Source organism: Comamonas sp. GB3 AK4-5, assembly GCF_041320665.1.
Lineage (GTDB): Bacteria > Pseudomonadota > Gammaproteobacteria > Burkholderiales > Burkholderiaceae_C > Comamonas.
The window spans coordinates 1,481,484-1,506,164 of sequence record NZ_CP166730.1 but is presented as its reverse complement, the minus strand read 5'-3'; the positions used below and the strand labels follow the sequence as shown (position 1 = coordinate 1,506,164).

Below are 24,681 nucleotides of genomic sequence, written 5' to 3'. Positions count from 1 at the left end.
CTTCGGCTCGGCGGCATGGTCCGGAGGCACACCATGCCCCGCATCATCATCACCGGAGCCTCCGACGGCATAGGCGCCGAAATGGCCCGCCAGTTGGCGCAGCAGCACCGACAAGCCCTGCAGCTGACGCTGGCGGCACGCAATCTGGAGCACCTGCAAGCCGTGGCCGCGCAATGCCAGGCCCATGGCGCGCAAACCCTGGTGCTGCCCACCGACGTGTCCGAGGAAAACCAGTGCCGGGCGCTGATCGCCAGCAGCGTGCAGCAATTTGGTGGCCTGGATGTGCTGGTCAACAACGCCGGCGTGTCGGCCCATGCGCTGCTTTCAGATGTCAGCGCCGAACACCTGGCCTGGTACGAGCGCCTGATGCGCACCAACCTCTGGGGCAGCGTCTGGTGCACCCATGAAGCCCTGCCCCATCTGAAGGCCTCGCGGGGTTGCATCGTGGCTGTGTCCTCGCTGGCGGGGCTGGTAGGCGTGCCCGGTCGCACGGCCTACAGCGCCAGCAAGTTCGCCATGTCCGGCTTCTTCGAGGCCTTGCGCACCGAGCTCAAACCCGCAGGCGTGGCCGTCACCATTGCCTACCCCGGCGTGGTGGACACCCGCATTCGCTACCACGGCTACAACGCCCAAGGCGAGGCCGCCGGCGTCAGCGGCCTCAAGGAAAACCACGCCATGCCCGTGGCCGAGTGCGCGCGGCTGATTGTGCAAGGCATGGAGCGCCGCCAGCGCGAGGTGGTCATGACCCGCCAGGGCAAGCTGGGCCGCTGGGTCAAGCTGATTGCCCCCGGCGTGGTGGAGCGCATGGCCCTGGCCGCACTGAAACACCCCCACACAGACGCTTGACCCTGGTCAGTGCTGACAAGCTCAACTGCAGAGTGGCTGCGCTGGGGCTGCTATAGTTTTTCCATGACCAGCCCCTCTTCTTTTGTTCCTGCTTCTGCCCATTGCTCCCAGGCGCCCTCGCCCTGGATTGAACGCTGGCGCCATCTGCTGCCCACGGGCTGCCCGGTGCTGGATCTGGCCTGCGGCAGCGGCCGCCACCTGCGCTGGCTGGCCACCAACGGCCACAGCATGACGGGCGTGGACCGCGACAGCGCCGCACTGTCCGGCCTGCAAGGCCTGGGTGAGCTGGTCTGCGCCGATATCGAAAACGGGCCCTGGCCGCTGGCTGGCCGCCAGTTTGGCGCCGTGGTGGTGACCAACTATCTGTGGCGCCCGCTGTGGCCCCAGATTCTGGACAGCGTGGCCCCCGGCGGCGTGCTGCTGTATGAGACCTTTGGCCTGGGCAACGAGGCCTTTGGCAAGCCCTCGCGCCCGGATTTTTTGCTGGCGCCCGGCGAGCTGCTGCAGGTTTGCCGCGACTGGAATGTGGTGGCCTATGAATGCGGCCAGCTACGCCAGCCCGACCGCGTGGTGCAGCGCATTGCAGCCATTCGCCCCAATGCAACAGGCCCGGCCACCAGCACCGCCTGCCTGACCCCTTGAGTCCATCTCGCTGACCCTGTCTCGCTTTTCCTCTGCGACGTTTCTCCCCGACCGCGATGCCTACCTACGCCCTGCTGCTGGCCCACGACGAATTCCCTTGCTCCACCACGGTCTGGCCCGCCACCCCGGGTGGCCCCTGCGATGGCTGGGCCGAGTGGTTCAACCACACGCCCTTGCTGTTCAGCCTGCTGCTGGGCGATGCCCGGGAACTGCCCCAGCTCGTGCCCTGCAGCGCCTACCAGGACAAAGAAAGCCTGTCGGCCCTGGCGGCGCCCATGGCAGGCGTCAAGGCCCGCTGGCAGTGGCTGAAGGCCCAGATGGGGCCTTTGCTCGCACAGTGGCAGGAGATCGACCGCGTCATCACCACCAGCCCGCGCCAATGGCTGCTGCTGGACTGTGCCACGCTCAGCCCCCACGACTTTGACGAGCCGGAATTCATGGCCTTTTTGCAGGCCCAGCGCGCGCAATGCCTGCAATGGGATTGCAGCGCCCCCGGCCTGCCCGAAGCGCTGCAAAGCTTGCTGCAGTCACCAGCCACCCCACAGGGCTGGTGGAGCCCTGCCGTCATTGCCCGCACCGAAGTCATAGAGTGCGAACTCTGCGATGACTGGCCTGACTGGCTGGCCACGCATTACCAGGAGCGCTACCACGGCGCCTGGGAGGAAGAAGTCGATGCCTACAGCGTGATGCCCAAGCTGCACCCACGCACCGGCTTGCCACCGAAAGACGAGGCCGAGCGCGACGATTGGCCCGTGGGCCTGGTCACCCCCTATGGCCGCTGGCTGCAGCAGCCCAGCGAAGGCGCCCGCATGGTGTTTGCCAGCGGCGACCACCTCAATGTGCACTGGCCCGAAGCCGTGCCGGGCGAAGGCGCCCCATCCGGCCTCAAGGATTTGAACGGTCAATGGGTGATTGCGCCTTCCGCAGGCTATCTGGACGCCTACGCCATCACGCCCCATGTGATGCAGTGCAAATCGCCCCATGTGCCGCACTACCACGATCTGCGCAGCCTGCCGGGCCTGGCGCTGCTGCACGAAACCGTGACCACCGCCATGTTCGATGCGGAGGAAGACGCCATCATCCGCGTCTCACGCGACCTGGATACGCAGGCCCGCATGCTGCTGCTCGACATCCATGGCCAGCCGCTGTTTGACAGCTGCTATGAATGCGTCAACGACTTCAGCCCCAAGACGGGCCTGGCGGTAGCGGTCAAGCGCCAGCCCTGGACCAATGCGCAAGGCGAGCCCGACACCCGCCTGTTCGAAGGTGTGGTGCATCGCAGCGGTCAGGAAATCCTGCCCTGCGAATTCGAGCTGATCGAGCGCGGCTTTGCCGACTCGCCGCCCAAGGTCTTGCCCGGCAGCAAGCTGCTGGCCTTTACCCACAAAGGGCAGCCGCGCGTGTTCAATACCAAGGGCAAGCTGCTGGCCAGCCCCGATATCTGGAGCCCTCCTTTGCACCGCAAGGTGCAAAAAAATGAGCTACTGGCATTCATGGGTGAAGGGCCGGAGGCCGAATTGGGCATGTTTTCGCTCAAGGACTACAGCTTCAGCCCCACGGGCGAAACCTGGGCCGACTACCAGCAGGCGCTGCGCGGCATGCTCAAGGGCCTGGGTGAGCCGGTGGCCACGCACGAGATGCAGCGCAGTGCGCTGATCGCCGCCGAAGACCCGGACTGGATGCAGGACGTGGCAGGCATGCTGTGCCTGGGCGACGAAGCAGAAGCCGAAACGCTGTTGCAGCAATGGCGCAGCTGCGTGGCCGTGCCCGACCCCGACGACATGGGCTGGGACGAAGAGGACGAGATCGACCCCGATGTGATGCACCTGCCCGAGGGCGAGAACGCGCTGACGCTGTACTGGGTGCACCTGCTGGCCATTGGCAGCCAGTTCGCCCACCTGGACTGGAAAGATGCCGACAGCCTGGCGGACAGCCACTGGCTGCCCGGTGCCAGCGAATGGCAGTGGGACCGACACAGCCAGGGCGATGGCATGGAGGACGGCTTTGACAGCCTGCAAGCGCATCTGGCGCCCCAGGGCCTGGCCCTGGTCCGCCTGCGCACCAATGACGACTCCCTGCGCTTTCTGGTGGTGCGCCAGGCCGATGCGGAGCATCTGCTGGAGCGCCTGGACCAGGCCGCCGTCGGCGCCTGGCTACAGCAGGTCTGAGCGAAAAACCCGCCAACGCCACAACAAATTCGACGGCAGAAAAAATATTTTTCTGCCGAAACGGCGGATGTACACATCGAAACGACAAAAACAGCCTCTGTAGCGTTGCCAGCTTGCATGCAGCGCTTTCTTTGCCAGAACGGCTGGGTAGAATGAATTTTTCCCGTTTTACTTTGCGGACATGACTACTTCTTCCGTCGCCCTGCAGGGCAGCATTGTTGCCCTTGTCACCCCCATGCATGAGGACGGTAGCGTTGACTATCCCCACCTGCGCAAACTCATCGACTGGCATGTGGCCGAAGGCACCAACTGCATCGGCGTGGTGGGCACCACGGGCGAATCGCCCACGGTGAATGTGGAGGAGCACTGCGAGATCATTCGTGTCTCGGTCGAGCAGGCCGCAGGCCGTGTGCCGGTGATGGCGGGCTGCGGCGCCAACAGCACGCACGAAGCCATCGAGCTGGCCAAGTACGCCAAAAAGGTGGGCGCAGACAGCCAGCTGCAAGTCGTTCCCTACTACAACAAGCCCACGCAAGAAGGCCAATACCAGCACTTCAAGGCCATTGCCGAGGCCGTGGGCGATCTGCCCATGATGCTCTACAACGTGCCCGGCCGCTCCGTGGCCGATATGCAGCACGACACCGTGCTGCGCCTGGCGCAGATCGACTCCATCTTCGGCATCAAGGAAGCCACGGGCAATATCGAACGTGCACAGTGGCTGATCCGTGAAGTGCCCAAGGACTTCGGCGTGTACTCCGGTGATGACCCCACCGCCGTCGCGCTGATGCTGCTGGGCGGCCATGGCAACGTCTCCGTGACGGCCAACGTGGCCCCCCGCCTGATGAGCGAGCTGTGCAAGGCAGCCATGGCAGGCGATGTGAAGCGCGCCATGGAGATTCAGTTCAAGCTGATGCCGGTGCACAAAAACCTGTTCATCGAAGCCAACCCCATTCCCGTGAAATGGGCAGTCGCGCGTATGGGTTTGTGTGGCGCTACCATGCGCCTTCCCATGACCGAGCTGTCTGCGGGCAACCATGCTGCTGTGGAATCTTCACTGCGCGCTGCCGGTCTGATCTAATAGAGGTTTGCGCCTGGTATTGGCCACGGCGCATTCCACTGTCTCGACCCTCAAGGATTTCCTGCGTGAAAAACATCACACGACTGAGCCTGCTGGGCATGGCCGTCGCTCTGTCGGCCTGTTCCGTGCTGGACAACGACAAGATCGACTACAAGAGTGCCAAGAAGGGCGTGACCCTGGAAGTGCCTCCTGATCTGAACCAGCTCTCGCGCGATACCCGCTACAACGTTCCTGGCGCCAGCGTCTCGGCCCGTGAGTTGCAAGCCGGTCAGGCCAGCGTGACACCGCCGCTGTCCAAGGCTGCTGCACTGACCGTGGGTGACGTGAGCATCGAGCGCGACGGCAACCAGCGCTGGCTGGTGGTCGACCGTCCTGCCGACAAGCTGTGGGATCCGGTGCGCGACTTCTGGCTGGAAAGCGGCTTCAACCTGGCCACCGAAAAGCCCGAGCTGGGCATTCTGGAAACCGACTGGGCCGAAAACCGCGCCAAGCTGCCGCAGGACGTGATCCGCGCAGCACTGGGCAAGGTGCTGGACTCGCTGTACTCCACCAGCGAGCGTGACCGCTTCCGCACCCGCCTGGAGCGCCGCCCCGATGGCAAGACCGAAATCTACGTGACGCACCGCGGCATGCAAGAGGTCTACAGCAACCAGCAAAAGGACAGCACCGTGTGGCAGCCCCGCGCGGCCGACCCCGAGCTGGAAACCGAGTTCCTGCGCCGCATCATGGTGCGCCTGGGCAGCACCGACGAGCAATCCAAGGCCGTGGTGGCCGCCAGTGGCAACAAGATCACCGTGGCACAGACCGCACGCGTGAGCACGCTCAATGGCCAGCCTGCCGTGGAAATCGACGAAGGCTTTGACCGCGCATGGCGCCGCGTAGGCGTGGCCCTGGACCGCACCGGCTTCACCGTGGAAGACCGCGACCGCAGCAAGGGCCTGTACTTTGTGCGTTACGTGCCGGCTAACCCCGACACCGAAGAAAAGAAGAAGGGCTTCTTCGGCTCACTGTTCGGCTCCAAGGCTGAAGCCAAGCCTGCCAAATACCAGATTGCCGTGCGCAGCGAAGGCAGCAAGTCGCATGTGGTGGTGCTGGGCGAAAACGGCCAGCCCGAGACCGACGTCAATGCCCAGCGCATCGTGCGCGTCATTGCCGACGACCTCAAGTAATACCCGGCGTTCCGCCACACCAACAAAGGCTGCTTCGGCAGCCTTTTTTCATGCCGGCCGCATGCTTGGCGCGGACCTGCGCTATTTCGCCGCAGCAACCCAGCCACCGGACTTGGATCGCACTCGAATCGGAATATGTGGCCCGCGTTTTGCAGCCACCACAGCCGACCCGCAGATTGCCGGGCTTCACAGCGCGGCGCACCATCCGGCATGGAACAGGTGCACCTCAAAGCCAGGGGCATCAATCCCGCAATGAGACCACAAACACGCTCTGCCCCAGCCCTATTGCAGCGCAGGACACTGAAGGCGGCTCAAAGAGGCTTTGTTTCAGACAACAAAAAACCCGCCAGAGGCGGGTTCTTTGTGCATTCACCTTGCCTGCGTAATCAGACAGTACCGACTACGCGGGAAGGGCGTGCAAATTACTTGGCAGCGGATTCAGCAGCTTGCTTGGCAGCGTCAGCAGCTTGGCCAGCGGCTTCAGCGGCGGCAGGAGCAGCAGCGTCAGCGGCAGGAGCAGCAGCGTCAGCAGCAGGAGCGGCGGCGTCAGCAGCAGGAGCTTCAGCGGCGGGAGCAGCAGGAGCTTCGGCGGCAGGAGCGGGAGCTTCCACAGCAGGAGCGGCGGGAGCAGCAGGAGCTTCTTCCTTCTTGCCGCAGGCAGCCAGAGCAGCAGCAGCGATCACGGTAGCCAGAACCAGAGACTTCTTCATGACAATATTCCTCTTGAGGATGAGTTATTCGGTATGCCGCACCTGCCAGTCCACCATGGACGCTGTCAATCAGGTGCTACGCACATGCCCGCCGAGGGCACGCATGCACACGCATGTACTGATCAAAACGCACGAGGCTAACAGTCGGTTTACAGGGTTGACGCTGATTTCGAAAATAAATTGTATCCGTTATGTAAACCAGCGTCATGTCCCTTATTCCGCCAGTAGCTGGCGCAACACGAACGGCAGGATACCACCGTGGCGGTAATAGTCGACTTCGATCAGTGTGTCGATACGCAACTTCACTATTACTGCTTGTTGGCGGCCATCTTTCCGGGTGATGACTAGCTGGGCATCGCTTTGTGGCGCCAGGTTGGCTGCAGGAATGACGTCCAGGTGTTCATCCCCTGTCAGGCCAAGGCTTTGCCAGCTGTCGTTGCCCTTGAACTGCAGCGGCAGCACGCCCATGCCCACCAGATTGGAGCGGTGGATGCGCTCAAAGCTGCGTGCCACCACGGCCTTGATGCCCAGCAGCTGCGTTCCCTTGGCGGCCCAGTCGCGGCTGGAGCCCGTGCCATATTCCTCGCCTGCCAGCACCACGGTGGGTACGCCTTCAGCTTGATACTGCATGGCCGCGTCGTAGATGGACATCTTCTCCACCTTGCCCTGTGCGTCGCGGTAGAGCGTCACACCGCCCTCCTCGCGCGAGCCGTCGGCCTGCGCGGGAAGCATCAGGTTTTTGATACGCACATTGGCAAAAGTGCCGCGCATCATCACCTCATGGTTGCCACGGCGTGAGCCGTAGCTGTTGAAGTCGGCCTTTTGCACGCCATGGGCCAGCAGCCATTGGCCGGCGGGTGAGCTTTCCTTGATGGAGCCGGCCGGCGAGATGTGGTCGGTGGTGATGGAGTCACCGAACAAGGCCATCACGCGCGCACCATGTACCGCATTACTGGATTTGGTTTCTTTTTTGCCTTTGGCGCTTGCCTTGTCAGCAGGGGATGCTCCCAACTCCATAGTAAAATCCGCAAAGAACGGCGGCTCGGCGATATAAGTGCTCTCGGGCCAGGAATAGGTGGCGCCGGTCACACCCTTGATCTTTTCCCACAGCTTGCCGGGCTCGGTTTTCACCTTTTCGTAGTTGGCACGGAAGGCCTTGCCATTCATGGCGTATTTCAGCAGCGCATGGATTTCTTCGCTGCTGGGCCAGATGTCACCCAGGTACACGTCCTTACCGCCCTTACCCTTGCCCACAGGTTCAGTCATCAGGTCGCGACGCACCGTGCCGGCAATGGCATAGGCCACCACCAGCGGCGGGCTGGCCAGGAAGTTGGCCTTGATATTGGGGTGAATGCGCGCCTCGAAGTTGCGGTTGCCCGACAGCACGGCCGCGCACACCAGGTCGTTGCGGGTGATGGCTTCGTTGAGCTCAGGTGTCAGATCGCCCGCATTGCCAATGCAGGTGGTGCAACCATAGCCTGCCAGCGCAAAGCCCAGCTTTTCCAGATAGGGCAACAGACCGGTTTCGGTCAGGTACTCGGTGACGACGCGCGAGCCCGGCGCCAGCGAGGTCTTGATATGGGGCCGCACCTTCAGGCCGGCCTTGACCGCCTTCTTGGCCAGCAGGCCAGCTGCCAGCAGCACGCTGGGGTTGGAGGTGTTGGTGCAGCTGGTGATGGCCGCAATCAGCACATCGCCATTGCCAATGTGCAAGCCTTCGTCGCCACTGCCTGGCAAGGCGCACTCCGCATTGAACCTGGCGTCTTCGTGCGATGTTTCCAGCGTGGGCCGGTTGCCCACCATTTCCACCACCGCACGGTCGGATCCTGGTGCCGGCGATGGCGCGTCCGTGGCCGGCCCACCATCGCCGCAGCCCACGCGAAAACGCTGACCCAGCTTGTCGGCAGACTGGTTGAAGCCATTGCTGGCGGCCGAGGCGCTGAACAGCTCGTTGAACTTGGCAGCCACATCGCCTAGCTCGATGCGGTCCTGTGGGCGCTTGGGGCCTGCCAGGCTGGGCGCCACCGTGCCCAGGTCCAGCGTGACGACGCGCGAATAATCCACCTCACCCGCCTGGGGCACACCGAACAAGCCCTGGGCGCGGAAATAGGCCTCAAAGGCCTCGATCTCGCTCTTTTTGCGCCCCGTGCCCTTGAAGTAGTCCATGGTCTTCTCGTCCACCGGAAAGAAGCCCATGGTCGCGCCGTATTCGGGCGCCATATTGCCGATGGTGGCGCGGTCGGGTAGCGTCAGGCTGGCCGTGCCGGCACCAAAGAACTCCACAAACTGACCCACCACTTTTTCACGGCGCAGCAGCTCGGTGACGGTGAGCACCAGGTCGGTAGCCGTGACCCCTTCGCGCAGACGGCCAGTCAGCTCAAAGCCCACCACATCGGGCGTGAGAAAGTACACCGGCTGGCCCAGCATGGCGGCCTCGGCCTCGATGCCGCCCACACCCCAGCCCACCACGCCAATGCCGTTGATCATGGTGGTGTGACTGTCGGTACCCACCAGGGTGTCGGGATAGTGCACCCCACCCTTGGCCTTGTGCACACCACGTGCCAGGTACTCCAGATTCACCTGGTGCACGATGCCAAAGCCCGGCGGCACCACCCCAAAGGTGTCAAAGGCCTGCATGCCCCATTTCATGAACTGGTAGCGCTCCTGGTTGCGCTGGAATTCCAGCTTCATGTTCAGGTCCAGCGCTTTTTTGGTGCCGAAGTAGTCCACCATGATGGAGTGGTCCACCACCAGATCCACGGGCACCAGGGGCTCAATGGCGGCGGCCTTCTTGCCCAGGCGTGTGGCAGTGGAGCGCATGGCGGCCAGATCGGCCAGCAGCGGCACGCCGGTGAAGTCCTGCAGCACCACGCGCGAGACCACAAAGGGGATTTCGTCCACGCGCTCGGCCTGGGGCTTCCAGTTCGCCAACTGCTCCACATGCTCGCGCGTCACCTTGTTGCCGTCGCAGTTGCGCAGCACCGACTCCAGCACGATGCGCAGCGACACAGGCAGACGCTTGACGTTGGGGTATTTCTTGGCCAGGGCGGGCAGTGAAAAAAACCGGCCATCTTTGCCAGAAGCCGTGTGAAATTCCTTCAGGGTGGAAGCAAACGCATGTTTCGCATGTTTCATCTGTGGTTCTCCGTCCTCAAAAGCCATAAGCCCGATGCTTATGTTGACCAGACCATTGTGCGGCGCCCCAGATGACACGTCTATCGGATAGCAGACCTTGCGTGATGTAGTGACGCAAAAAAACCCGCCTGAGGCGGGTTTGGGTGAGGACCCGCAGCCGTCAAAGGCTGCGGAAAGCACAAGGCTTAGATCTTCTCGGCCACTTCAGCGTATTCGGCGATTTCGTTGAAGTTCATGTAGCGGTAGACCGATGCCTTGTCGGCGTCGATCACACCCATTTCCTTCAAATACTCTTCCTTGGTGGGCAGCTTGCCGATGCGCGAGGCAATGGCGGCCAGCTCGGCCGAGCCCAGGAACACATTGGTGTTCTTGCCCAGACGGTTGGGGAAGTTGCGGGTGGAGGTGGAGATCACGGTGGCACCTTCGCGCACCTGTGCCTGGTTGCCCATGCACAGCGAGCAGCCCGGCATTTCGGTGCGTGCACCGGCCGTGCCGAAGGCGGCGTAATGGCCTTCCTTGATCAGCTCGCTCTCGTCCATCTTGGTGGGAGGAGCCACCCACAGCTTGACGGGGATGTCACGCTGGCCGCCCAGCAGCTTGGCCGCGGCGCGGAAGTGACCGATGTTGGTCATGCAAGAGCCGATGAAGGCTTCGTCGATCTTGGTGCCGGCCACTTCGGACAGGAACTTGGCGTCGTCCGGATCGTTGGGGCAGCAGACGATGGGCTCCTTGATGTCGGCCAGATCGATCTCGATCACGGCAGCGTACTCGGCGTCCTTGTCGGCTTCCATCAGGTCGGGCTGGGCCAGCCAGGCTTCGACCTTCTCGATGCGGCGCTGCAGCGTCTTGGCGTCGGCATAACCGTCGGCGATCATGTTCTTCATCAGAACGATGTTCGAGGTCAGGTATTCCTTGATCGGCTCGGGGTTGAGCTTGATCGTGCAGCCAGCGGCCGAGCGCTCGGCCGAGGCGTCGGACAGCTCGAAAGCCTGCTCCACCTTCAGGTCTGGCAGACCTTCGATTTCCAGGATCTTGCCCGAGAAGACGTTGATCTTGCCGGCCTTGGCCACGGTCAGCAGACCGGCCTTGATACCGTACAGGGGAATGGCATGCACCAGGTCACGCAGGGTCACGCCGGGCTGCATTTCACCCTTGAAGCGCACCAGCACCGACTCGGGCATGTCCAGCGGCATCACGCCGGTGGCAGCACCAAAGGCCACCAGGCCGGAACCTGCGGGGAAGGAAATACCAATGGGGAAGCGCGTGTGCGAGTCACCACCAGTGCCCACGGTGTCGGGCAGCAGCAGGCGGTTGAGCCAGCTGTGGATCACGCCGTCGCCGGGACGCAGGGCCACGCCGCCACGGTTACTGATGAAAGCAGGCAGCTCGCGGTGGGTCTTGACGTCCACGGTCTTGGGGTAGGCGGCCGTGTGGCAGAAGCTCTGCATGACCATGTCGGCCGAGAAGCCCAGGCAGGCCAGGTCCTTCAGCTCGTCGCGGGTCATGGGGCCGGTGGTGTCTTGCGAACCCACGGTGGTCATGCGTGGCTCGCAGTAGGTACCGGGGCGAATGCCCTGGCCTTCGGGCAGGCCGCAGGCACGACCGACCATTTTTTGCGCCAGGGTGAAGCCTGCCTTGGACTCGGCAGGCGCCTGGGGCAGGCGGAAGGCGGTGGAAGCGGGCAGACCCAGGGCTTCACGCGCCTTGGCGGTCAGCGAGCGGCCGATGATCAGGTTGATACGGCCACCGGCCTGGACTTCGTCCAGCAGCACATCGCTCTTCAGAGCGAAGTCAGCCACCTTGGCGCCGTTCTTTTCGATCTTGCCTTCGTAGGGGTAGACGTCGATCACGTCGCCCATTTCCAGCTGGGACACATCAACTTCGATGGGCAGCGCGCCGGAATCTTCCTGGGTGTTGAAGAAGATGGGGGCAATCTTGCCGCCCAGGGTCACACCACCAAAGCGCTTGTTGGGCACAAAGGGAATGTCCACGCCCGTGGCCCAGATGATGGAGTTGGTGGCCGACTTGCGCGAAGAGCCCGTGCCCACCACGTCGCCCACATAGGCCACCAGGTTGCCCTTTTTCTTCAGGTCTTCAATGAACTGCATGGGGCCGCGCTTGCCGTCTTCCTCGGGCTTGAAAGCCGCGTCAGGACGGGTGTTCTTCAGCATGGCCAGGTAGTGCAGCGGAATGTCGGGACGGCTCCAGGCATCGGGCGCGGGCGACAGATCGTCGGTATTGGTTTCACCGGGCACCTTGAAGACGGTGACGGTGATCTTCTTTTCGACGGCGGCGCGTGTGGTGAACCACTCGGCATCGGCCCAGCTCTTGAGCACTTCCTGGGCCTTGGCATTGCCGGCCTTGGCCTTGGTGGCCACGTCGTTGAAGAAGTCGAACATCAGCAATGTCTTCTTCAGCGCTTCGGCGGCCACGGCGGCGACTTCGGCGTCGTCCAGCAGCTCGATCAGGGGGTGCACGTTGTAGCCCCCCACCATGGTGCCCAGCAGCTCGGTGGCCTTGGCCTTGGAGATGAGTGCCACTTTCAGGTCACCGTGTGCCACGGCAGCCAGGAAGGAAGCCTTGACCTTGGCCGCATCGTCCACTCCGGGTGGCACGCGGTGGGTCAGCAGATCCAGCAGGAAGTCACCTTCACCAGCGGGCGGGTTCTTGATCAGCTCGATCAGCTCTGCAACCTGCTTGGCATCCAGGGGCAACGGGGGGATGCCCTGCGCGGCGCGTTCGGCCACATGGTCACGGTAGGCTTTCAACATGGTTCTCTCTCCAATGGTTTTATGGGTGGGGCGACCTCTAGTCAGCACCCCACTCCCGGCATCAGTGCATCACTTGCCGGCAGCAGGGCTTTCCAAAAGGCTGGGAGGTGGGTTGTGTTTGATGGCTTCAGCCACCTGGATTTGCTCAGCGCTCATGCACTCGTCTGCCAGGCGCTGGCCTTGCTTTTGGTTCATGAGCATGGACTTGTTGGCAATCTGCAACCACACGGCGCCGGCGCCCTTGTCTTCCAGGCGCACCACGCCGGTGGACGTAGCCACGGGGGCCATGTGGAATTTGAAGCCCTTGCCATCCACAAAGAAGTAGCCGGGGTTGCTGCCGTCCTTGGTGACGTTCACATGCTGACCCAGCTCGCAGCCGATGCGACCGGTGTGCACGCGATCCGCCAGGACCAGGGCTTCGGGCGAAAGATTGGAAGAAGCCACGGCCACGGTGGCCGCAGCCGCACCGGCCCCTGCAGCCACAGCGGCTGTTTTCTTGGCAGGCGTTTTCTTCGCAGCGGGTTTCTTTTCAGGTGTTTTCTTGGCGGCTGCAACCTTTTTGGAGGCTGCAGGGGAGACCTGTTCTTTGGCAGCAGCAGGCTGCACCAGCATCAGCGCGGGGACAAGGGCGATGACGGAGGCAATGATGGCTTTCATTTCACAACTCCAGCGATTTCTATGTGTTGTTTGCTACGGTTTTAAGAGCCAGCGGGGCAAACCAGAGGCTTGCGGCCTCGGGAATATGCTGCCCCGTCTGGTGTGCACGCTCCAGCAACTGCCAGTAATACCGGTAGCTGGCACGGTCGTGCAGCACGCCATCATGGCTGATGGGAGCCCATTCAGCCTTGGCGGCACCGACAAGAATATCCGCAGCCAGCGCCACTTCGCTGCTGGCGGGCGTGAAAGCCGCAAGAATGGGTCGAATCTGTCCGGGGTGAATACTCCAGACCCGGGTGAAGCCAAATTCCTGAAAAGCCTGGCTGGCCGCCGCCTGCATGACCTCGGGACGCTTGAACTCGGTCACCACGCAGTGCGACGGCACTTTGCCATGTGCATGGCAGGCGGCCGCAATTTCCAGCTTGGCACGCACCACCAGCGGGTGCTGGAACTGCCCCTGCACACCCATGGCGCTGGCAGGAATGGCACCGCCGTGGGCCGAGACAAAGTCCATCAGTCCAAAGGAGATGCTTTGCACGGCCGGGTGGGCGGCGATGTCGAACGCGCGGTGCACGGCAGCCGGCGACTCAATCAAAACATGGAGCGGGATATGCTTGTCTGTCGCGCGTTGCAGGGCTTTTTCTGCAGCAAGCACGTCGTCCACGCTCTCCACCTTGGGCAGCATGATGTGGCACAGATGGCCTGCGGCCTCGCCGGCGATGATGTCCAGATCCTGCTGGAACGCGGGGTGATCCACCGCATGCACCCGGGCCGCCACGCGGGCACCGGGCGCGGCCTGGCGGGCCAACGCGGCCACCAGCTTGGCATGTGCCAGCTCCTGGCCCACCGGTGCGCCGTCTTCGCAATCCAAGGTGACGTCAAACACGCAGGCGCCGAACTCGGCCATCATGTCTGCCTGCAGCTGCAGGCTTTTGCGCATGCGCTCTTCCACGCCGCTGTAGTGGTCGCACACAGGCAGGCGCTGGGCTGCACCCGCCTGGGCGTCCAGCAGCACCTGCGCGGGATGGATGGAAGACATGCTCATGCTTGGCGTTGGGCGATCAGAAACAGTCGAGGGAATGCCAGCAGGCGTTGGCCATCGGCCCGCACGGCGTAGGCCGCGTCCACGCGGCGCTCATATTCCGCCAGAAAGGCGGCTTGCAAGTCCTGGGGTAGGCCTTCCACAAAAGGCTTCAGCCCTGTGCTGCGCACCCATTGCACCATGGCCGCAGCGGACTCCATGGGATGCTGGTAGATGGTGTGCCACACATCCACAAGAGCGCTTTGCGCATGGGGCGCAGCCAATAAATCGTAATACGCCCCAATGGGCAGAATGTCGGTGCGCACCTTGTCTGCATCGGCTATGTACGGGGCAAACTCGGGCAGGCGCGCCACCTCACGCATCAGGCGGTGCGTGGCTTCCTGACGGTTGTCAGGCATCTGTATCGCCAGCACGCCACCAGGCGCCAGCAGCGAGAACAGACGGGGAATCAGGGTTTCATGCCCGCCCACCCACTGCAGGGAGGCATTGGCATAGATCAGATCCGGTGCACAACCGGCTTCTGGCGCCCAGTGGGCAATATCGCCCAGCGCGAACCTGGCCTGCGGCAGTTGTTGACCTGCCGTGGCCAGCATGGCAGCGGAGTTGTCGACGCCCAGCACCTGGGCAGCGGCAAAACGCTGCACCAGCAGCTCGGTGGAATTGCCCGGACCGCAACCAAGGTCCACCACATGGCGGACTTGGGCGGCAGAAAGCGGCACCCGCGCCAGCAGCTCTGCCGCAGGGCGCGTGCGCTCATCGGCAAAGCGCAGGTACAGCGCGGGGTTCCAGTCGAGCATGCCGTTCTTTGATTACAGCAGGTGCTTGACGCCGTCTTGCTCGCCTTGCAGCTCGGCCAGGGTCTTGTTGATGCACTCTTGCGAGAAGGCATCGATTTCCAGACCTTGGACGATCTTGTACTCACCGTTTTCGGTGGTCACAGGGAAGCCGAACACGATGCCGGCAGGAATGCCGTACTCACCGTTGGAAGGCACGCCCATGGTGACCCATTCGCCGTTGGAGCCCAGGGCCCAGTCACGCATGTGGTCGATGGCGGCGTTGGCTGCCGAGGCAGCCGAGGACAGGCCACGCGCTGCAATGATGGCGGCGCCGCGCTTGCCCACGGTGGGCAGGAACACGTCCTTGTTCCAGACCTGGTCGTTGATCATGTCCTTGACCGACTTGCCATCCACGGAGGCAAAGCGGTAGTCGGCATACATGGTGGGGGAGTGGTTGCCCCACACGGTCAGCTTGCGGATGTCACCCACCTTGAAGCCGGCCTTGGCAGCCAGTTGCGAAGCGGCGCGGTTGTGGTCCAGGCGCAGCATGGCGGTGAAGTTCTTGGCCGGCAGATCGGGGGCCGACTTCATGGCGATGTAGGCATTGGTGTTGGCGGGGTTGCCCACCACCAGCACCTTGACATTGCGCGAAGCCACGGCGTTCAGGGCCTTGCCCTGGGCAGTGAAGATCTGTGCATTGGCGGCCAGCAGGTCGGCGCGTTCCATGCCAGGGCCGCGAGGACGTGCACCCACCAGCAGGGCGTAGTCGGTGTCCTTGAAGGCTTGCAGGGGGTCGGAATGGGCTTCGATGCCAGCCAGCAGGGGGAAAGCACAGTCTTCCAGCTCCATGATCACGCCCTTCAGCGCGTTCTGAGCCTTCTCGTCGGGAATTTCCAGCAGTTGCAAAATGACGGGCTGATCTTTACCCAGCATCTCGCCGGAGGCGATGCGGAACAACAGGGCGTAACCGATTTGGCCAGCTGCGCCGGTAACGGCGACACGGACGGGCTTCTTGCTCATGTGAGAACTCCAGAGGTATGGATAAAACAGTTCAGGACTTACGCAAGCAGGGATGGCGCCTGGCCTGTATCCCACGGTGAGGGCTGTCCTTCACCAGATTTGCGCAAGTCGTACAGTTGTCGGTGCAAGGAAGCACCAGCATCCATCACCAGCCGCCCATGCTCCGCACACAGTGTGAAAGTGTACTGCTGATTTGATTCCTCGGTCAATTTGTCTTATGTCTTATATAAGATATGATCGCCACTTCGATCACAAGACCTTCCCGACTGCTTTTTGCCTCCCGGAGATTGCTGACCGCATCAATTTTCGCACCATGCCACCACCCTTGACTCCCGCCACCGAGCCCCCCCAGAAATCTGGGCCCGCCTCGGGCGCCTCCACCCCCTCTTTCAGCCCGCTGTACCAGCAGATCAAGGGGCTGATCCTGCAGAGCCTGCAGGCTGGCGAGTGGCGGCCCGGCGAGCTGATTCCCAGCGAAATGGAGCTGGCAGCGCGATTCAAGGTCAGCCAGGGCACGGTGCGCAAGGCCATCGATGAGCTGGCCGCCGAAAACCTGGTCATGCGCCGCCAGGGCAAGGGCACGTTTGTGGCCACCCACGCTGCGCAGCAGGTCCAATACCGCTTTCTGAAACTGCAGCCCGACACCGGCGACCTGCAAAAAGAAGGCCGCGCACAGCGCAGCATTCTGGAATGCAAGCGTGTGCGCGCCAGTGCCGAAGTGGCCCGACTGCTGCAACTCAAGAGCGGCGACGCCGTCATCCAGGCTCGCCGCGTGCTCACGCTCAGCGGCATGCCCACCATCGTGGAAGACATCTGGTTACCCGGCCAGGCCTTCAAAGGCCTCACGGCCGAACAAATGGGCAGCTACCAGGGCCCGACCTATGCCATGTTCGAGCTGGAGTACGGCGTGCGCATGGTGCGCGCCGATGAAAAAATCCGAGCCGTCCTGCCCGATGAAGAGCAGGCACGCCTGCTGCAAGTCAGCACCACCACCCCTTTGCTGAGCGTGGAGCGCATTGCCTATACGTACAACGACATTCCGATGGAGTTACGACGCGGTATCTACCGCACCGACACCCACCACTACCGCAATGAATTGAGCTGATCGCCGCCCGCACCCTCGGAGATACCGCACAATCCCGGATTCCCAGGCACCCGAAACTGCGGCATTGCAATAGAATTTTGGGTCGTTGAGATCCACGCAATTACAACGCAGTTACATCACGAAAGCACCCCGCCATGACTGAGCTAGCAAAAAAGCGGCCTGAGTTCCGCAATATCCACGCCCTCCAGGACCTCCCCACCTATCGCATGGCTCCGGCCGCATGGGTTTCCATCTTGCACCGCATCAGCGGTGTGATCATGTTCCTGCTGCTGCCGTTCATCCTCTGGATGTTCGACAAGTCGCTGTCCTCCGAGATTTCCTTTGAAACCTTCAAGGCCGCCTTCAACGTCGGCATTGGCTTTGTACCCGGCTGGCTGATCAAGCTGGTCACGCTGGCCATCATCTGGGCTTCGATGCACCACCTGATCGCCGGCCTGCGCCACCTGTGGATGGACGTGTCCCACACCTCCGTGACCAAGGAATTCGGCAAGTCTTCCGCCGTGACCGTGCTGGTCAGCAGCATTGCCCTGACCGTGGTCCTGGGCGCCAAGCTGTTCGGCCTGTACTGATCTCACGTTAGAAGTAGAAGGAATACCAACATGTCCGTGAATTACGGCTCCAAGCGCACCGTGGTCGGTGCCCATTACGGCATCCGCGACTGGCTGGTGCAACGCGTTACCGCCGTCCTGATCGTGCTGTTCACCGTGGCCGTCCTGGCCCAGATGGTGTTCAGCCAAGGCCCCATCGGTTACGACCTGTGGGCCGGCATCTTTTCCGCCCAGTGGATGAAGTTCGTCACCTTCGGCGTGATCATTTCGCTGGCATGGCATGTCTGGATCGGCGTGCGCGACGTCTGGATGGACTACGTCAAGGCTACGGGCCTGCGCCTGGTCCTGCAGGTGTTCACCATTGTCTGGCTGGTCGGCTGTGCTGGCTGGGGTTTCCAAGTCCTGTGGCGTCTGTGACTTGCGCCCTCCCCTCCACGATTGAAGGTTAAGAATGAGCTACTCCAAAGCGAATATCACCAAGCGCAAGTTTGACGTTGTCATCGTCGGTGCCGGCGGCTCCGGTCTGCGCGCTGCCCTGGAACTGTCCCGCGCCGGCCTGTCCGTCGCCTCGCTGTCCAAGGTTTTCCCCACCCGTTCGCACACCGTGGCCGCCCAAGGCGGCGTGTCCGCCTCCCTGGGCAATATGTCCGAGGACAACTGGCACTACCACTTCTACGACACCATCAAGGGCTCTGACTGGCTGGGCGACCAGGACGCCATCGAGTTCATGTGCCGCGAAGCACCAAACGTGGTGATCGAGCTGGAACATTTCGGCATGCCGTTCGACCGCAACCCCGACGGCACCATCTACCAGCGTCCCTTCGGCGGCCACACCGCCAACTACGGCGAAAAGCCGGTGCAACGCGCCTGCGCTGCGGCTGACCGTACCGGTCACGCCATGCTGCACACGCTGTACCAGCAGAACGTCAAGTCCAAGACCAACTTCTTCGTGGAGTGGATGGCACTGGACCTGATCCGCAACCCCCAGGGCGATGTGGTCGGCGTCACGGCCATCGAACTGGAAACCGGCGACCTGTACGAGCTGCACGCCAAGGCAGTGATGCTGGCCACCGGCGGTGCCGGCCGCATCTTCCAGGCTTCGACCAATGCCTTCATCAACACCGGTGACGGCCTGGGCATGGCAGCACGCGCTGGCATCCCGCTGCAGGACATGGAGTTCTGGCAGTTCCACCCCACCGGCGTGGCCGGCGCGGGCGTGCTGCTGACCGAAGGCTGCCGTGGTGAAGGCGCCATTTTGCTGAACAGCGAAGGCGAGCGCTTCATGGAGCGCTACGCTCCCACGCTGAAGGATCTGGCCCCGCGCGACTTTGTGTCCCGCTCCATGGACCAGGAAATCAAGGAAGGTCGCGGCTGCGGTCCCAACAAGGACTACATCCTGATGAAGCTGGACCACCTGGGTGCAGAGACCATCCGCAAGCGCCTGCCTTCGGTGGAAGAAATCGGCCACAACTTCGCCAACGTGGACATCACCAAGGAACCCATTCCCGTGGTGCCTACCATCCACTACCAGATGGGTGGCGTGCCCACCAACATCAACGGCCAGGTCGTTGTCTGGGACGGCCAGCAAAACCAAGTGGTCAACGGCCTCTACGCCGTGGGCGAATGCTCCTGCGTGTCGGTGCACGGCGCCAACCGCCTGGGCACCAACTCGCTGCTGGACCTGCTGGTGTTCGGCAAGTCTGCCGGCAAGCACATCGTGCAGTTCGTCAACAACTACGGCTCGCACCACAGCGTGCCTGCCGACGCTGCTGACCGCACGTTGGAACGCCTCAACCAGCTGGACAACTCCAAGGACGGCGTCTACGCCCAGGATCTGGCCGGCGAAATCCGCCAGAGCATGCAAACCCACGCTGGCGTGTTCCGCACGCAAAAGAGCATGGACGAAGGCGTGGTCAAGATCAATGCCCTGCGCGAGCAAGTGGGCTCCGTGACCCTGAAGGACAAGTCCAAGGTCTGGAACACCGCCCGCATGGAAGCACTGGAAGTGGACAACCTGATCGAAGTCGCTCAGGCCACCATGACTTCTGCTGCCGCACGCAAGGAATGCCGTGGCGCACACACCGTGTACGACTACGAGCACCCTGCCGATCACGCCGAATTCCCGCTGGGCCGCAACGACAAGGAATGGCTCAAGCACACCCTGTGGGACAGCGCCACCAACAGCCTGTCGTACAAGCCTGTGAACCTCAAGCCCCTGACCGTGGACAGCGTGCCGCCCAAGGTCCGCACGTTCTAATCCAGCCGCCCACGAGAGAAGATCAAAATGAAGCGTACTTTCAAAATCTACCGCTACGACCCCGATAAAGACGCCAAGCCCTACATGCAGACCGTCCAAGTCGAACTGGACGGCCATGAGCGCATGCTGCTGGACGCCCTGGTCAAGCTCAAGGCCGAAGATCCCACGATCTCCTTCCGCCGCTCCTGCCGCGAAGGCGTGTGCGGTTCGGACGCTATGAACATCAATGGCAAGAACGGCCTGGCCTGCCTGACGAACATGAACACCCTCAAGGGCGACATCGTTCTCAAGCCCCTGCCCGGCCTGCCCGTGATCCGCGACCTGATCGTGGACATGACGCAGTTCTTCAAGCAGTACCACTCGATCAAGCCCTACCTGCAAAGCGACATCTACGCCACGCCGAGCAAGGAGCGCCTGCAGTCGCCCGAAGAGCGCGAAGAGCTCAACGGCCTGTACGAGTGCATTCTGTGCGCCAGCTGCTCCACCAGCTGCCCCAGCTTCTGGTGGAACCCCGACAAGTTCGTGGGTCCGGCCGGTCTGCTGCAGGCCTACCGCTTCATCGCGGACAGCCGCGACACGGCCACTGGCGAGCGCCTGGACAACCTGGAAGACCCGTACCGCCTGTTCCGTTGCCACACCATCATGAACTGCGTGGACGTGTGCCCCAAGCACCTGAACCCCACCAAGGCCATCGGCAAAATCAAGGAACTGATGGTCCGTCGGGCCATCTAATTGGTACCAGCCATGACCGAACCGCTGCTCGAAGAACGAGAACGCGACCTGCTGCGCTGGCGTAGCCGGCGTGGCCTGGTGGAGAACGATCTGTTCATCGAGCAGTTCTTCGCCACCTACGGCGACCAGCTGACGCGGAGGCACGCAGCTGGCATGTCCGCCCTGATGGATCTGGCGGACAACGATCTGATGGACCTGTTCCTGCGCCGCAAGGAGCCGGAAGGTCCGTTGGACATCCCCGAAGTTAGAGAAGTGCTCGAGCTGGTGCGCAAGCGCCAGCCGGGAGCACAGACACACACAAGCTAGGCCCACTAGCTCATCAGAGAAGGAAGTTGGAAATGAAATTAGCTGATAACAAAGCTACGCTGTCTTTCAGCAACGGAGCCCCCAGCGTCGAGCTGCCGGTCTACCAGGGCAATATTGGCCCGGATGTGATCGACATCCGCAAGCTCTACGGTCAATCCGGTATGTTCACCTATGACCCCGGCTTCCTCTCGACCGCTTCGTGCCAATCGGCCATCACCTACATCGACGGCGACAAGGGCGAGCTGCTGTACCGCGGCTACCCCATCGAGCAACTGGCCAAGAACTGCAACTTCCTGGAAACCTGCTACTTGCTGCTGTACGGCGAGCTGCCCAACGAAACCCAGAAGGCTGACTTCGAAAACCGCGTGACCCAGCACACGATGGTCAACGAGCAGATGCAGTTCTTCCTGCGTGGCTTCCGCCGTGATGCACACCCCATGGCCGTGCTGACCGGCCTGGTGGGCGGCATGTCGGCCTTCTACCACGACAGCACCGACATCACCAACCCTGAGCACCGTGAAATCGCCGCGATCCGCCTGATCGCCAAGATGCCCACGCTGGTCTCCATGGCCTACAAGTACGGCATGGGCCAGCCCTACATGTATCCGCAGAACAACCTGTCCTATGCAGGCAACTTCATGCGCATGATGTTCGGCAACCCCTGCGAAGAGTACAAGGTGAACCCCGTGGTCGAGCGCGCGCTGGACCGCATCTTCATCCTGCACGCTGACCACGAGCAAAACGCCTCCACCTCCACCGTGCGCCTGTGCGGCTCCTCGGGCACCAACCCGTTTGCCGCCATCTCCGCCGGTGTGGCCTGCCTGTGGGGCCCTGCCCACGGCGGCGCCAACGAAGCCTGCCTGAACATGCTGGAACATATCCAGGCCAACGGCGGCATCGCCAAGGTCGGCGAGTTCATGGAGCAGGTCAAGGACAAGTCCAGCGGCGTGAAGCTGATGGGCTTTGGCCACCGCGTCTACAAGAACTACGACCCCCGCGCCAAGCTCATGCAGGAAACCTGCAACGAGATCCTGGCCGAGCTGGGCCTGGAAAAAGACCCGCTGTTCGCCCTGGCCAAGCAAGTCGAGAAGATTGCCCTGGAAGACGACTACTTCGTCTCGCGCAAGCTCTACCCCAACGTGGACTTCTACTCCGGCATCGTGCAGCGCGCCATCGGCATTCCAGTGAACCTGTTCACCGGCATCTTCGCCCTGGCCCGCACCGTGGGCTGGATTGCCCAGCTGAACGAACAAATGGCCGACCCCGAGTACAAGATCGGCCGTCCCCGCCAGCTGTTCACCGGCTCGGTCGCCCGCAACGTCAAGCCCATCGCCCAACGCTAACCCCCTGAGCCGCATCGCGGCTTCCCCCAAAGGGGGACGATGGCCTTTGCTGCGGGGCGGCCCTTGCTGGCCATCTCGCGCTCAGGTCGTGCCAGCCCTTAAGACTGCGCACCCAACGAAGAAGCGTTGACAAAAAAGCCCGCATGCCTTGTGCCTGCGGGCTTTTTTCTTGCTTCTCAAGGAGAAGGCTTCACCCCAGCGCCAGACCCACATAGTTCTCGGCCAATGCGCCGGAGGCCGTCAGCGAATGCACCGTATAGTCCAGCTCCGCCTCCTGGACCCTGGCGGTAAAGCCCCCCTCCTCCGGGAAACGGTGCAGCAGCGACGTCATCCACCAGGAAAAGCGCTCGGCCTTCCAGACTCGCGACAGGCATTTCGCCGAATAGGCCTCTATGCCTTCATCGCTCTTGTCCCGGTAATAGACGGACAGCGCCTGCGCCAGATAGCCCACGTCCGACGCGGCCAGGTTCAGCCCCTTGGCCCCCGTGGGCGGCACGATGTGGGCCGCATCGCCCGCCAGAAAAAGGCACCCGAAGCGCATGGGCTCGGTCACAAAGCTGCGCAATGGCGCAATGCTTTTTTCCAGCGCAGGCCCGGTGACCAGCCGCTCGGCAGCCTCGGGATCCAGGCGCCGCCGCAGCTCCGCCCAGAAGGCCGCATCACTCCAGTCCTCCGGCCTGTCCGTCAGCGGCACCTGCAGGTAGTAGCGGCTGCGCGTCGCGCTGCGCTGGCTGCACAGGGCAAAGCCGCGCTCGGTATGGGCATAGATCAGCTCCCCGGATACCGGCGGCGTATCCGACAGCAGCCCCAGCCAGCCGAAGGGGTAGCGCTTTTCAAAGCAGCGCATATGGTCCTTTGGCACGCTGGCCCGGCACACGCCGTGAAAGCCATCGCAGCCGGCAATGAAATCGCAGTCGATCTCCTGAACCTCGCCATCTTTTGCATAGCGCACGCGGGGGTGCTCGCCCTCAAAGCCCCAGGGCTGCACGTCCACGGCTTCATAGATGGTGACCAGCCCCTGGTCGGCACGCGCCTGCATCAGGTCACGCGTGACCTCGGTCTGCCCATAGACCATGACGCGCTTGCCGCCCGTGAGGCTATGCAAATCGATGCGATGGCGCTTTCCACCAAACAGCAGCTCTATGCCGTCATGCGGAAGACCTTCGGCACGCAGCCGCACATCCGCCCCCGCCTCGGTCAGCAGATCGACCGCCACCTGCTCCAGCACACCTGCGCGGATACGGCCCAGCACATACGCTGCGCTGCACCGCTCCAGAATGATGTTGTCAATACCGGCCTTGTGCAGCAACTGCCCCAGCAGCAGGCCGGCGGGCCCTGCGCCAATGATGACCACTTGGGTTCGCATGGTGTGTCTCCTCTCACATCGATAGCAGGCAATGCGCTCTACGACTGGCTCAGCTGCTGCTCCAGCCCGTGCAGCACCTGGTAGCAGGGCAGCACCTGGGCCACACTGGACCGGGGCTCGCGACCCTCGCGTATGGCGGCAAAGAATTCGCGGTCCTGCAGCTCTATGCCATTCATGGACCTATCCACCCGGGAGACATCGACCTTCTCTTCCTTGCCCTCTTTGGTCGAGCGCACCAGATCGTCATAGCGGGCGATATAAGTGCCGCTGTCGCCGATGTAGCGAAAAAATGTGCCCAGCGGCCCCTCGTTGTTGAACGACAGGCTCAGGGTGCAGATGGCGCCATTGGCGGCCTGCAACTGGATGCTCATATCCATGGCAATGCCCAGCTGGGGGTGGATGGGGCCTTGGATGGCATGGGCATGCACCACGGGGCTTCCGGCCTGCCAGGCAAACAGGTCCACGGTATGGGCCGCGTGGTGCCACAGCAGGTGATCGGTCCAGCTGCGCGGCTGACCCAGGGCATTCATATTCGTGCGGCGAAAGAAATAGGTCTGCACATCCATCTGCTGGATATGGAGCTCGCCGGCCGCAATTTTCTGGTGCAGCCACTGGTGGCTGGGGTTGAAGCGGCGGGTATGGCCGCACATGGCCACCAGGCCGGTTTGCTTTTGCAGATCCACCACGGCCTCGGCCTGCTCCAGGCTGTCGGCCAGCGGAATCTCCACCTGCACATGTTTGCCGGCCTGCATGCACTGCAGGGCCTGGGCCGCATGCAGCTGCGTGGGCGTGCACAGAATGACCGCATCCACCTCGGCCAGGGCCAGGCTGTCGGACAGCGCGGTGCTCACATGGCGTATGCCGTATTTGTCGGCCACGGCGCGGGTCTGCTCCAGGTCACGGCTGACCAGGGACACCACTTCCACGCCATCGATGTTCTGGATACCGTCCAGATGCTTGATGCCAAAGGCTCCGGCGCCCGCCAGGGCGACTTTGATGGTTTTGCGCAT

General features: G+C 62.6%; 21 protein-coding genes. 12 read left to right on the top strand and 9 right to left on the bottom strand.

Features of this window, described 5'->3' with window-relative positions:
* The first annotated feature begins 33 nt into the window (after positions 1-33).
* From ACA027_RS06695 to bamC, 5 genes are all read left to right on the top strand, one after another.
* Positions 34-846, top strand: coding sequence for an SDR family oxidoreductase (locus ACA027_RS06695; protein ID WP_370681624.1), 813 nt, complete (start codon positions 34-36; stop codon positions 844-846).
* 63 nt (positions 847-909) lie between these two features.
* The gene (locus tag ACA027_RS06690; protein ID WP_370681623.1) at positions 910-1,488 is read left to right on the top strand and encodes a class I SAM-dependent methyltransferase; all 579 of its coding nucleotides are present in this window, start codon (positions 910-912) and stop codon (positions 1,486-1,488) included.
* A 56-nt stretch (positions 1,489-1,544) separates the two neighbouring features.
* The gene (locus ACA027_RS06685; protein ID WP_370681622.1) at positions 1,545-3,656 is read left to right on the top strand and encodes a hypothetical protein; all 2,112 of its coding nucleotides are present in this window, start codon (positions 1,545-1,547) and stop codon (positions 3,654-3,656) included.
* 181 nt (positions 3,657-3,837) lie between these two features.
* Positions 3,838-4,734 carry a 4-hydroxy-tetrahydrodipicolinate synthase gene (gene dapA, locus ACA027_RS06680; protein ID WP_370681621.1) on the top strand — a complete coding sequence of 299 codons (897 nt, stop codon included), beginning with the start codon at positions 3,838-3,840 and terminating at the stop codon, positions 4,732-4,734.
* Positions 4,735-4,799: 65 nt separating this feature from the next.
* Positions 4,800-5,903 (top strand): outer membrane protein assembly factor BamC, encoded by a 1,104-nt coding sequence (bamC, locus tag ACA027_RS06675; protein WP_370681620.1) that lies wholly within the window; start codon positions 4,800-4,802, stop codon positions 5,901-5,903.
* Positions 5,904-6,325: 422 nt separating this feature from the next.
* Here the strand turns inward: bamC and ACA027_RS06670 are convergent, their stop codons facing one another.
* The 7 genes from ACA027_RS06670 to ACA027_RS06640 form a co-directional block, all read right to left on the bottom strand.
* Positions 6,326-6,613, bottom strand: coding sequence for a hypothetical protein (locus ACA027_RS06670; protein WP_370681619.1), 288 nt, complete (start codon positions 6,611-6,613; stop codon positions 6,326-6,328).
* Between the two features lie 213 nt (positions 6,614-6,826).
* Complete coding sequence (locus tag ACA027_RS06665) at positions 6,827-9,748, bottom strand: aconitate hydratase (protein WP_370681618.1); 2,922 nt, start codon at positions 9,746-9,748, stop codon at positions 6,827-6,829.
* Between the two features lie 185 nt (positions 9,749-9,933).
* A complete protein-coding gene (gene acnB / locus ACA027_RS06660) occupies positions 9,934-12,519 on the bottom strand; it encodes a bifunctional aconitate hydratase 2/2-methylisocitrate dehydratase (protein WP_370681617.1) in 2,586 nt (861 codons plus the stop codon).
* A 69-nt stretch (positions 12,520-12,588) separates the two neighbouring features.
* The gene (locus ACA027_RS06655) at positions 12,589-13,176 is read right to left on the bottom strand and encodes a hypothetical protein (protein WP_370681616.1); all 588 of its coding nucleotides are present in this window, start codon (positions 13,174-13,176) and stop codon (positions 12,589-12,591) included.
* 19 nt (positions 13,177-13,195) lie between these two features.
* On the bottom strand, positions 13,196-14,221 hold the full coding sequence (locus ACA027_RS06650) for a CoA ester lyase (RefSeq protein WP_370681615.1): 1,026 nt from the start codon (positions 14,219-14,221) through the stop codon (positions 13,196-13,198).
* The gene (gene tam / locus ACA027_RS06645) at positions 14,218-15,015 is read right to left on the bottom strand and encodes a trans-aconitate 2-methyltransferase (protein ID WP_370681614.1); all 798 of its coding nucleotides are present in this window, start codon (positions 15,013-15,015) and stop codon (positions 14,218-14,220) included. Before tam ends, ACA027_RS06650 begins: the two co-directional genes overlap by 4 nt.
* A gap of 12 nt (positions 15,016-15,027) precedes the next feature.
* Complete coding sequence (locus ACA027_RS06640) at positions 15,028-16,014, bottom strand: malate dehydrogenase (protein ID WP_370681613.1); 987 nt, start codon at positions 16,012-16,014, stop codon at positions 15,028-15,030.
* A 313-nt stretch (positions 16,015-16,327) separates the two neighbouring features.
* On the opposite strand from ACA027_RS06640, the gene ACA027_RS06635 reads away from it, so the two are divergent.
* The 7 genes from ACA027_RS06635 to ACA027_RS06605 all read left to right on the top strand — a co-directional run bounded on the left by ACA027_RS06635 (position 16,328) and on the right by ACA027_RS06605 (position 22,305).
* Entirely contained in the window at positions 16,328-17,119 is a 792-nt protein-coding gene (locus ACA027_RS06635; protein WP_370681611.1) for a GntR family transcriptional regulator, read from the top strand.
* A gap of 134 nt (positions 17,120-17,253) precedes the next feature.
* Positions 17,254-17,688 (top strand): succinate dehydrogenase, cytochrome b556 subunit, encoded by a 435-nt coding sequence (gene sdhC, locus ACA027_RS06630; protein ID WP_370681610.1) that lies wholly within the window; start codon positions 17,254-17,256, stop codon positions 17,686-17,688.
* Positions 17,689-17,718: 30 nt separating this feature from the next.
* A complete protein-coding gene (gene sdhD, locus ACA027_RS06625) occupies positions 17,719-18,084 on the top strand; it encodes a succinate dehydrogenase, hydrophobic membrane anchor protein (RefSeq protein ID WP_370681608.1) in 366 nt (121 codons plus the stop codon).
* 34 nt (positions 18,085-18,118) lie between these two features.
* A complete protein-coding gene (sdhA, locus tag ACA027_RS06620; protein WP_370681607.1) occupies positions 18,119-19,924 on the top strand; it encodes a succinate dehydrogenase flavoprotein subunit in 1,806 nt (601 codons plus the stop codon).
* 27 nt (positions 19,925-19,951) lie between these two features.
* Positions 19,952-20,656: a succinate dehydrogenase iron-sulfur subunit gene (locus ACA027_RS06615; RefSeq protein ID WP_370681606.1), complete on the top strand. Its 705-nt coding sequence runs from the start codon at positions 19,952-19,954 to the stop codon at positions 20,654-20,656.
* Between the two features lie 12 nt (positions 20,657-20,668).
* Positions 20,669-20,962 (top strand): succinate dehydrogenase assembly factor 2, encoded by a 294-nt coding sequence (locus ACA027_RS06610; protein WP_370681605.1) that lies wholly within the window; start codon positions 20,669-20,671, stop codon positions 20,960-20,962.
* 32 nt (positions 20,963-20,994) lie between these two features.
* The gene (locus ACA027_RS06605; RefSeq protein WP_370681604.1) at positions 20,995-22,305 is read left to right on the top strand and encodes a citrate synthase; all 1,311 of its coding nucleotides are present in this window, start codon (positions 20,995-20,997) and stop codon (positions 22,303-22,305) included.
* Between the two features lie 190 nt (positions 22,306-22,495).
* Here the strand turns inward: ACA027_RS06605 and pobA are convergent, their stop codons facing one another.
* Together pobA and ACA027_RS06595 are read right to left on the bottom strand one after the other, a co-directional pair.
* Positions 22,496-23,671, bottom strand: a complete 1,176-nt coding sequence (pobA, locus tag ACA027_RS06600) for a 4-hydroxybenzoate 3-monooxygenase (RefSeq protein WP_370681603.1) — start codon at positions 23,669-23,671, stop codon at positions 22,496-22,498.
* A 38-nt stretch (positions 23,672-23,709) separates the two neighbouring features.
* Entirely contained in the window at positions 23,710-24,681 is a 972-nt protein-coding gene (locus ACA027_RS06595) for a Gfo/Idh/MocA family oxidoreductase (protein ID WP_370681602.1), read from the bottom strand.

What these genes read in the sequence shown, in the direction of transcription:
- ACA027_RS06695 (WP_370681624.1), top strand. Translation starts at nt 34, where the DNA reads ATGCCCCGCATCATCATCACCGGAGCCTCCGACGGCATAGGCGCCGAA.
- ACA027_RS06690 (WP_370681623.1), top strand. Translation starts at nt 910, where the DNA reads ATGACCAGCCCCTCTTCTTTTGTTCCTGCTTCTGCCCATTGCTCCCAG.
- ACA027_RS06685 (WP_370681622.1), top strand. Translation starts at nt 1,545, where the DNA reads ATGCCTACCTACGCCCTGCTGCTGGCCCACGACGAATTCCCTTGCTCC.
- dapA (WP_370681621.1), top strand. Translation starts at nt 3,838, where the DNA reads ATGACTACTTCTTCCGTCGCCCTGCAGGGCAGCATTGTTGCCCTTGTC.
- ACA027_RS06670 (WP_370681619.1), bottom strand. Translation starts at nt 6,613, where the DNA reads ATGAAGAAGTCTCTGGTTCTGGCTACCGTGATCGCTGCTGCTGCTCTG.
- ACA027_RS06665 (WP_370681618.1), bottom strand. Translation starts at nt 9,748, where the DNA reads ATGAAACATGCGAAACATGCGTTTGCTTCCACCCTGAAGGAATTTCAC.
- acnB (WP_370681617.1), bottom strand. Translation starts at nt 12,519, where the DNA reads ATGTTGAAAGCCTACCGTGACCATGTGGCCGAACGCGCCGCGCAGGGC.
- ACA027_RS06655 (WP_370681616.1), bottom strand. Translation starts at nt 13,176, where the DNA reads ATGAAAGCCATCATTGCCTCCGTCATCGCCCTTGTCCCCGCGCTGATG.
- ACA027_RS06650 (WP_370681615.1), bottom strand. Translation starts at nt 14,221, where the DNA reads ATGAGCATGTCTTCCATCCATCCCGCGCAGGTGCTGCTGGACGCCCAG.
- tam (WP_370681614.1), bottom strand. Translation starts at nt 15,015, where the DNA reads ATGCTCGACTGGAACCCCGCGCTGTACCTGCGCTTTGCCGATGAGCGC.
- ACA027_RS06640 (WP_370681613.1), bottom strand. Translation starts at nt 16,014, where the DNA reads ATGAGCAAGAAGCCCGTCCGTGTCGCCGTTACCGGCGCAGCTGGCCAA.
- ACA027_RS06635 (WP_370681611.1), top strand. Translation starts at nt 16,328, where the DNA reads ATGCCACCACCCTTGACTCCCGCCACCGAGCCCCCCCAGAAATCTGGG.
- sdhC (WP_370681610.1), top strand. Translation starts at nt 17,254, where the DNA reads ATGACTGAGCTAGCAAAAAAGCGGCCTGAGTTCCGCAATATCCACGCC.
- sdhD (WP_370681608.1), top strand. Translation starts at nt 17,719, where the DNA reads ATGTCCGTGAATTACGGCTCCAAGCGCACCGTGGTCGGTGCCCATTAC.
- sdhA (WP_370681607.1), top strand. Translation starts at nt 18,119, where the DNA reads ATGAGCTACTCCAAAGCGAATATCACCAAGCGCAAGTTTGACGTTGTC.
- ACA027_RS06615 (WP_370681606.1), top strand. Translation starts at nt 19,952, where the DNA reads ATGAAGCGTACTTTCAAAATCTACCGCTACGACCCCGATAAAGACGCC.
- ACA027_RS06610 (WP_370681605.1), top strand. Translation starts at nt 20,669, where the DNA reads ATGACCGAACCGCTGCTCGAAGAACGAGAACGCGACCTGCTGCGCTGG.
- ACA027_RS06605 (WP_370681604.1), top strand. Translation starts at nt 20,995, where the DNA reads ATGAAATTAGCTGATAACAAAGCTACGCTGTCTTTCAGCAACGGAGCC.
- pobA (WP_370681603.1), bottom strand. Translation starts at nt 23,671, where the DNA reads ATGCGAACCCAAGTGGTCATCATTGGCGCAGGGCCCGCCGGCCTGCTG.
- ACA027_RS06595 (WP_370681602.1), bottom strand. Translation starts at nt 24,681, where the DNA reads ATGCGCAAAACCATCAAAGTCGCCCTGGCGGGCGCCGGAGCCTTTGGC.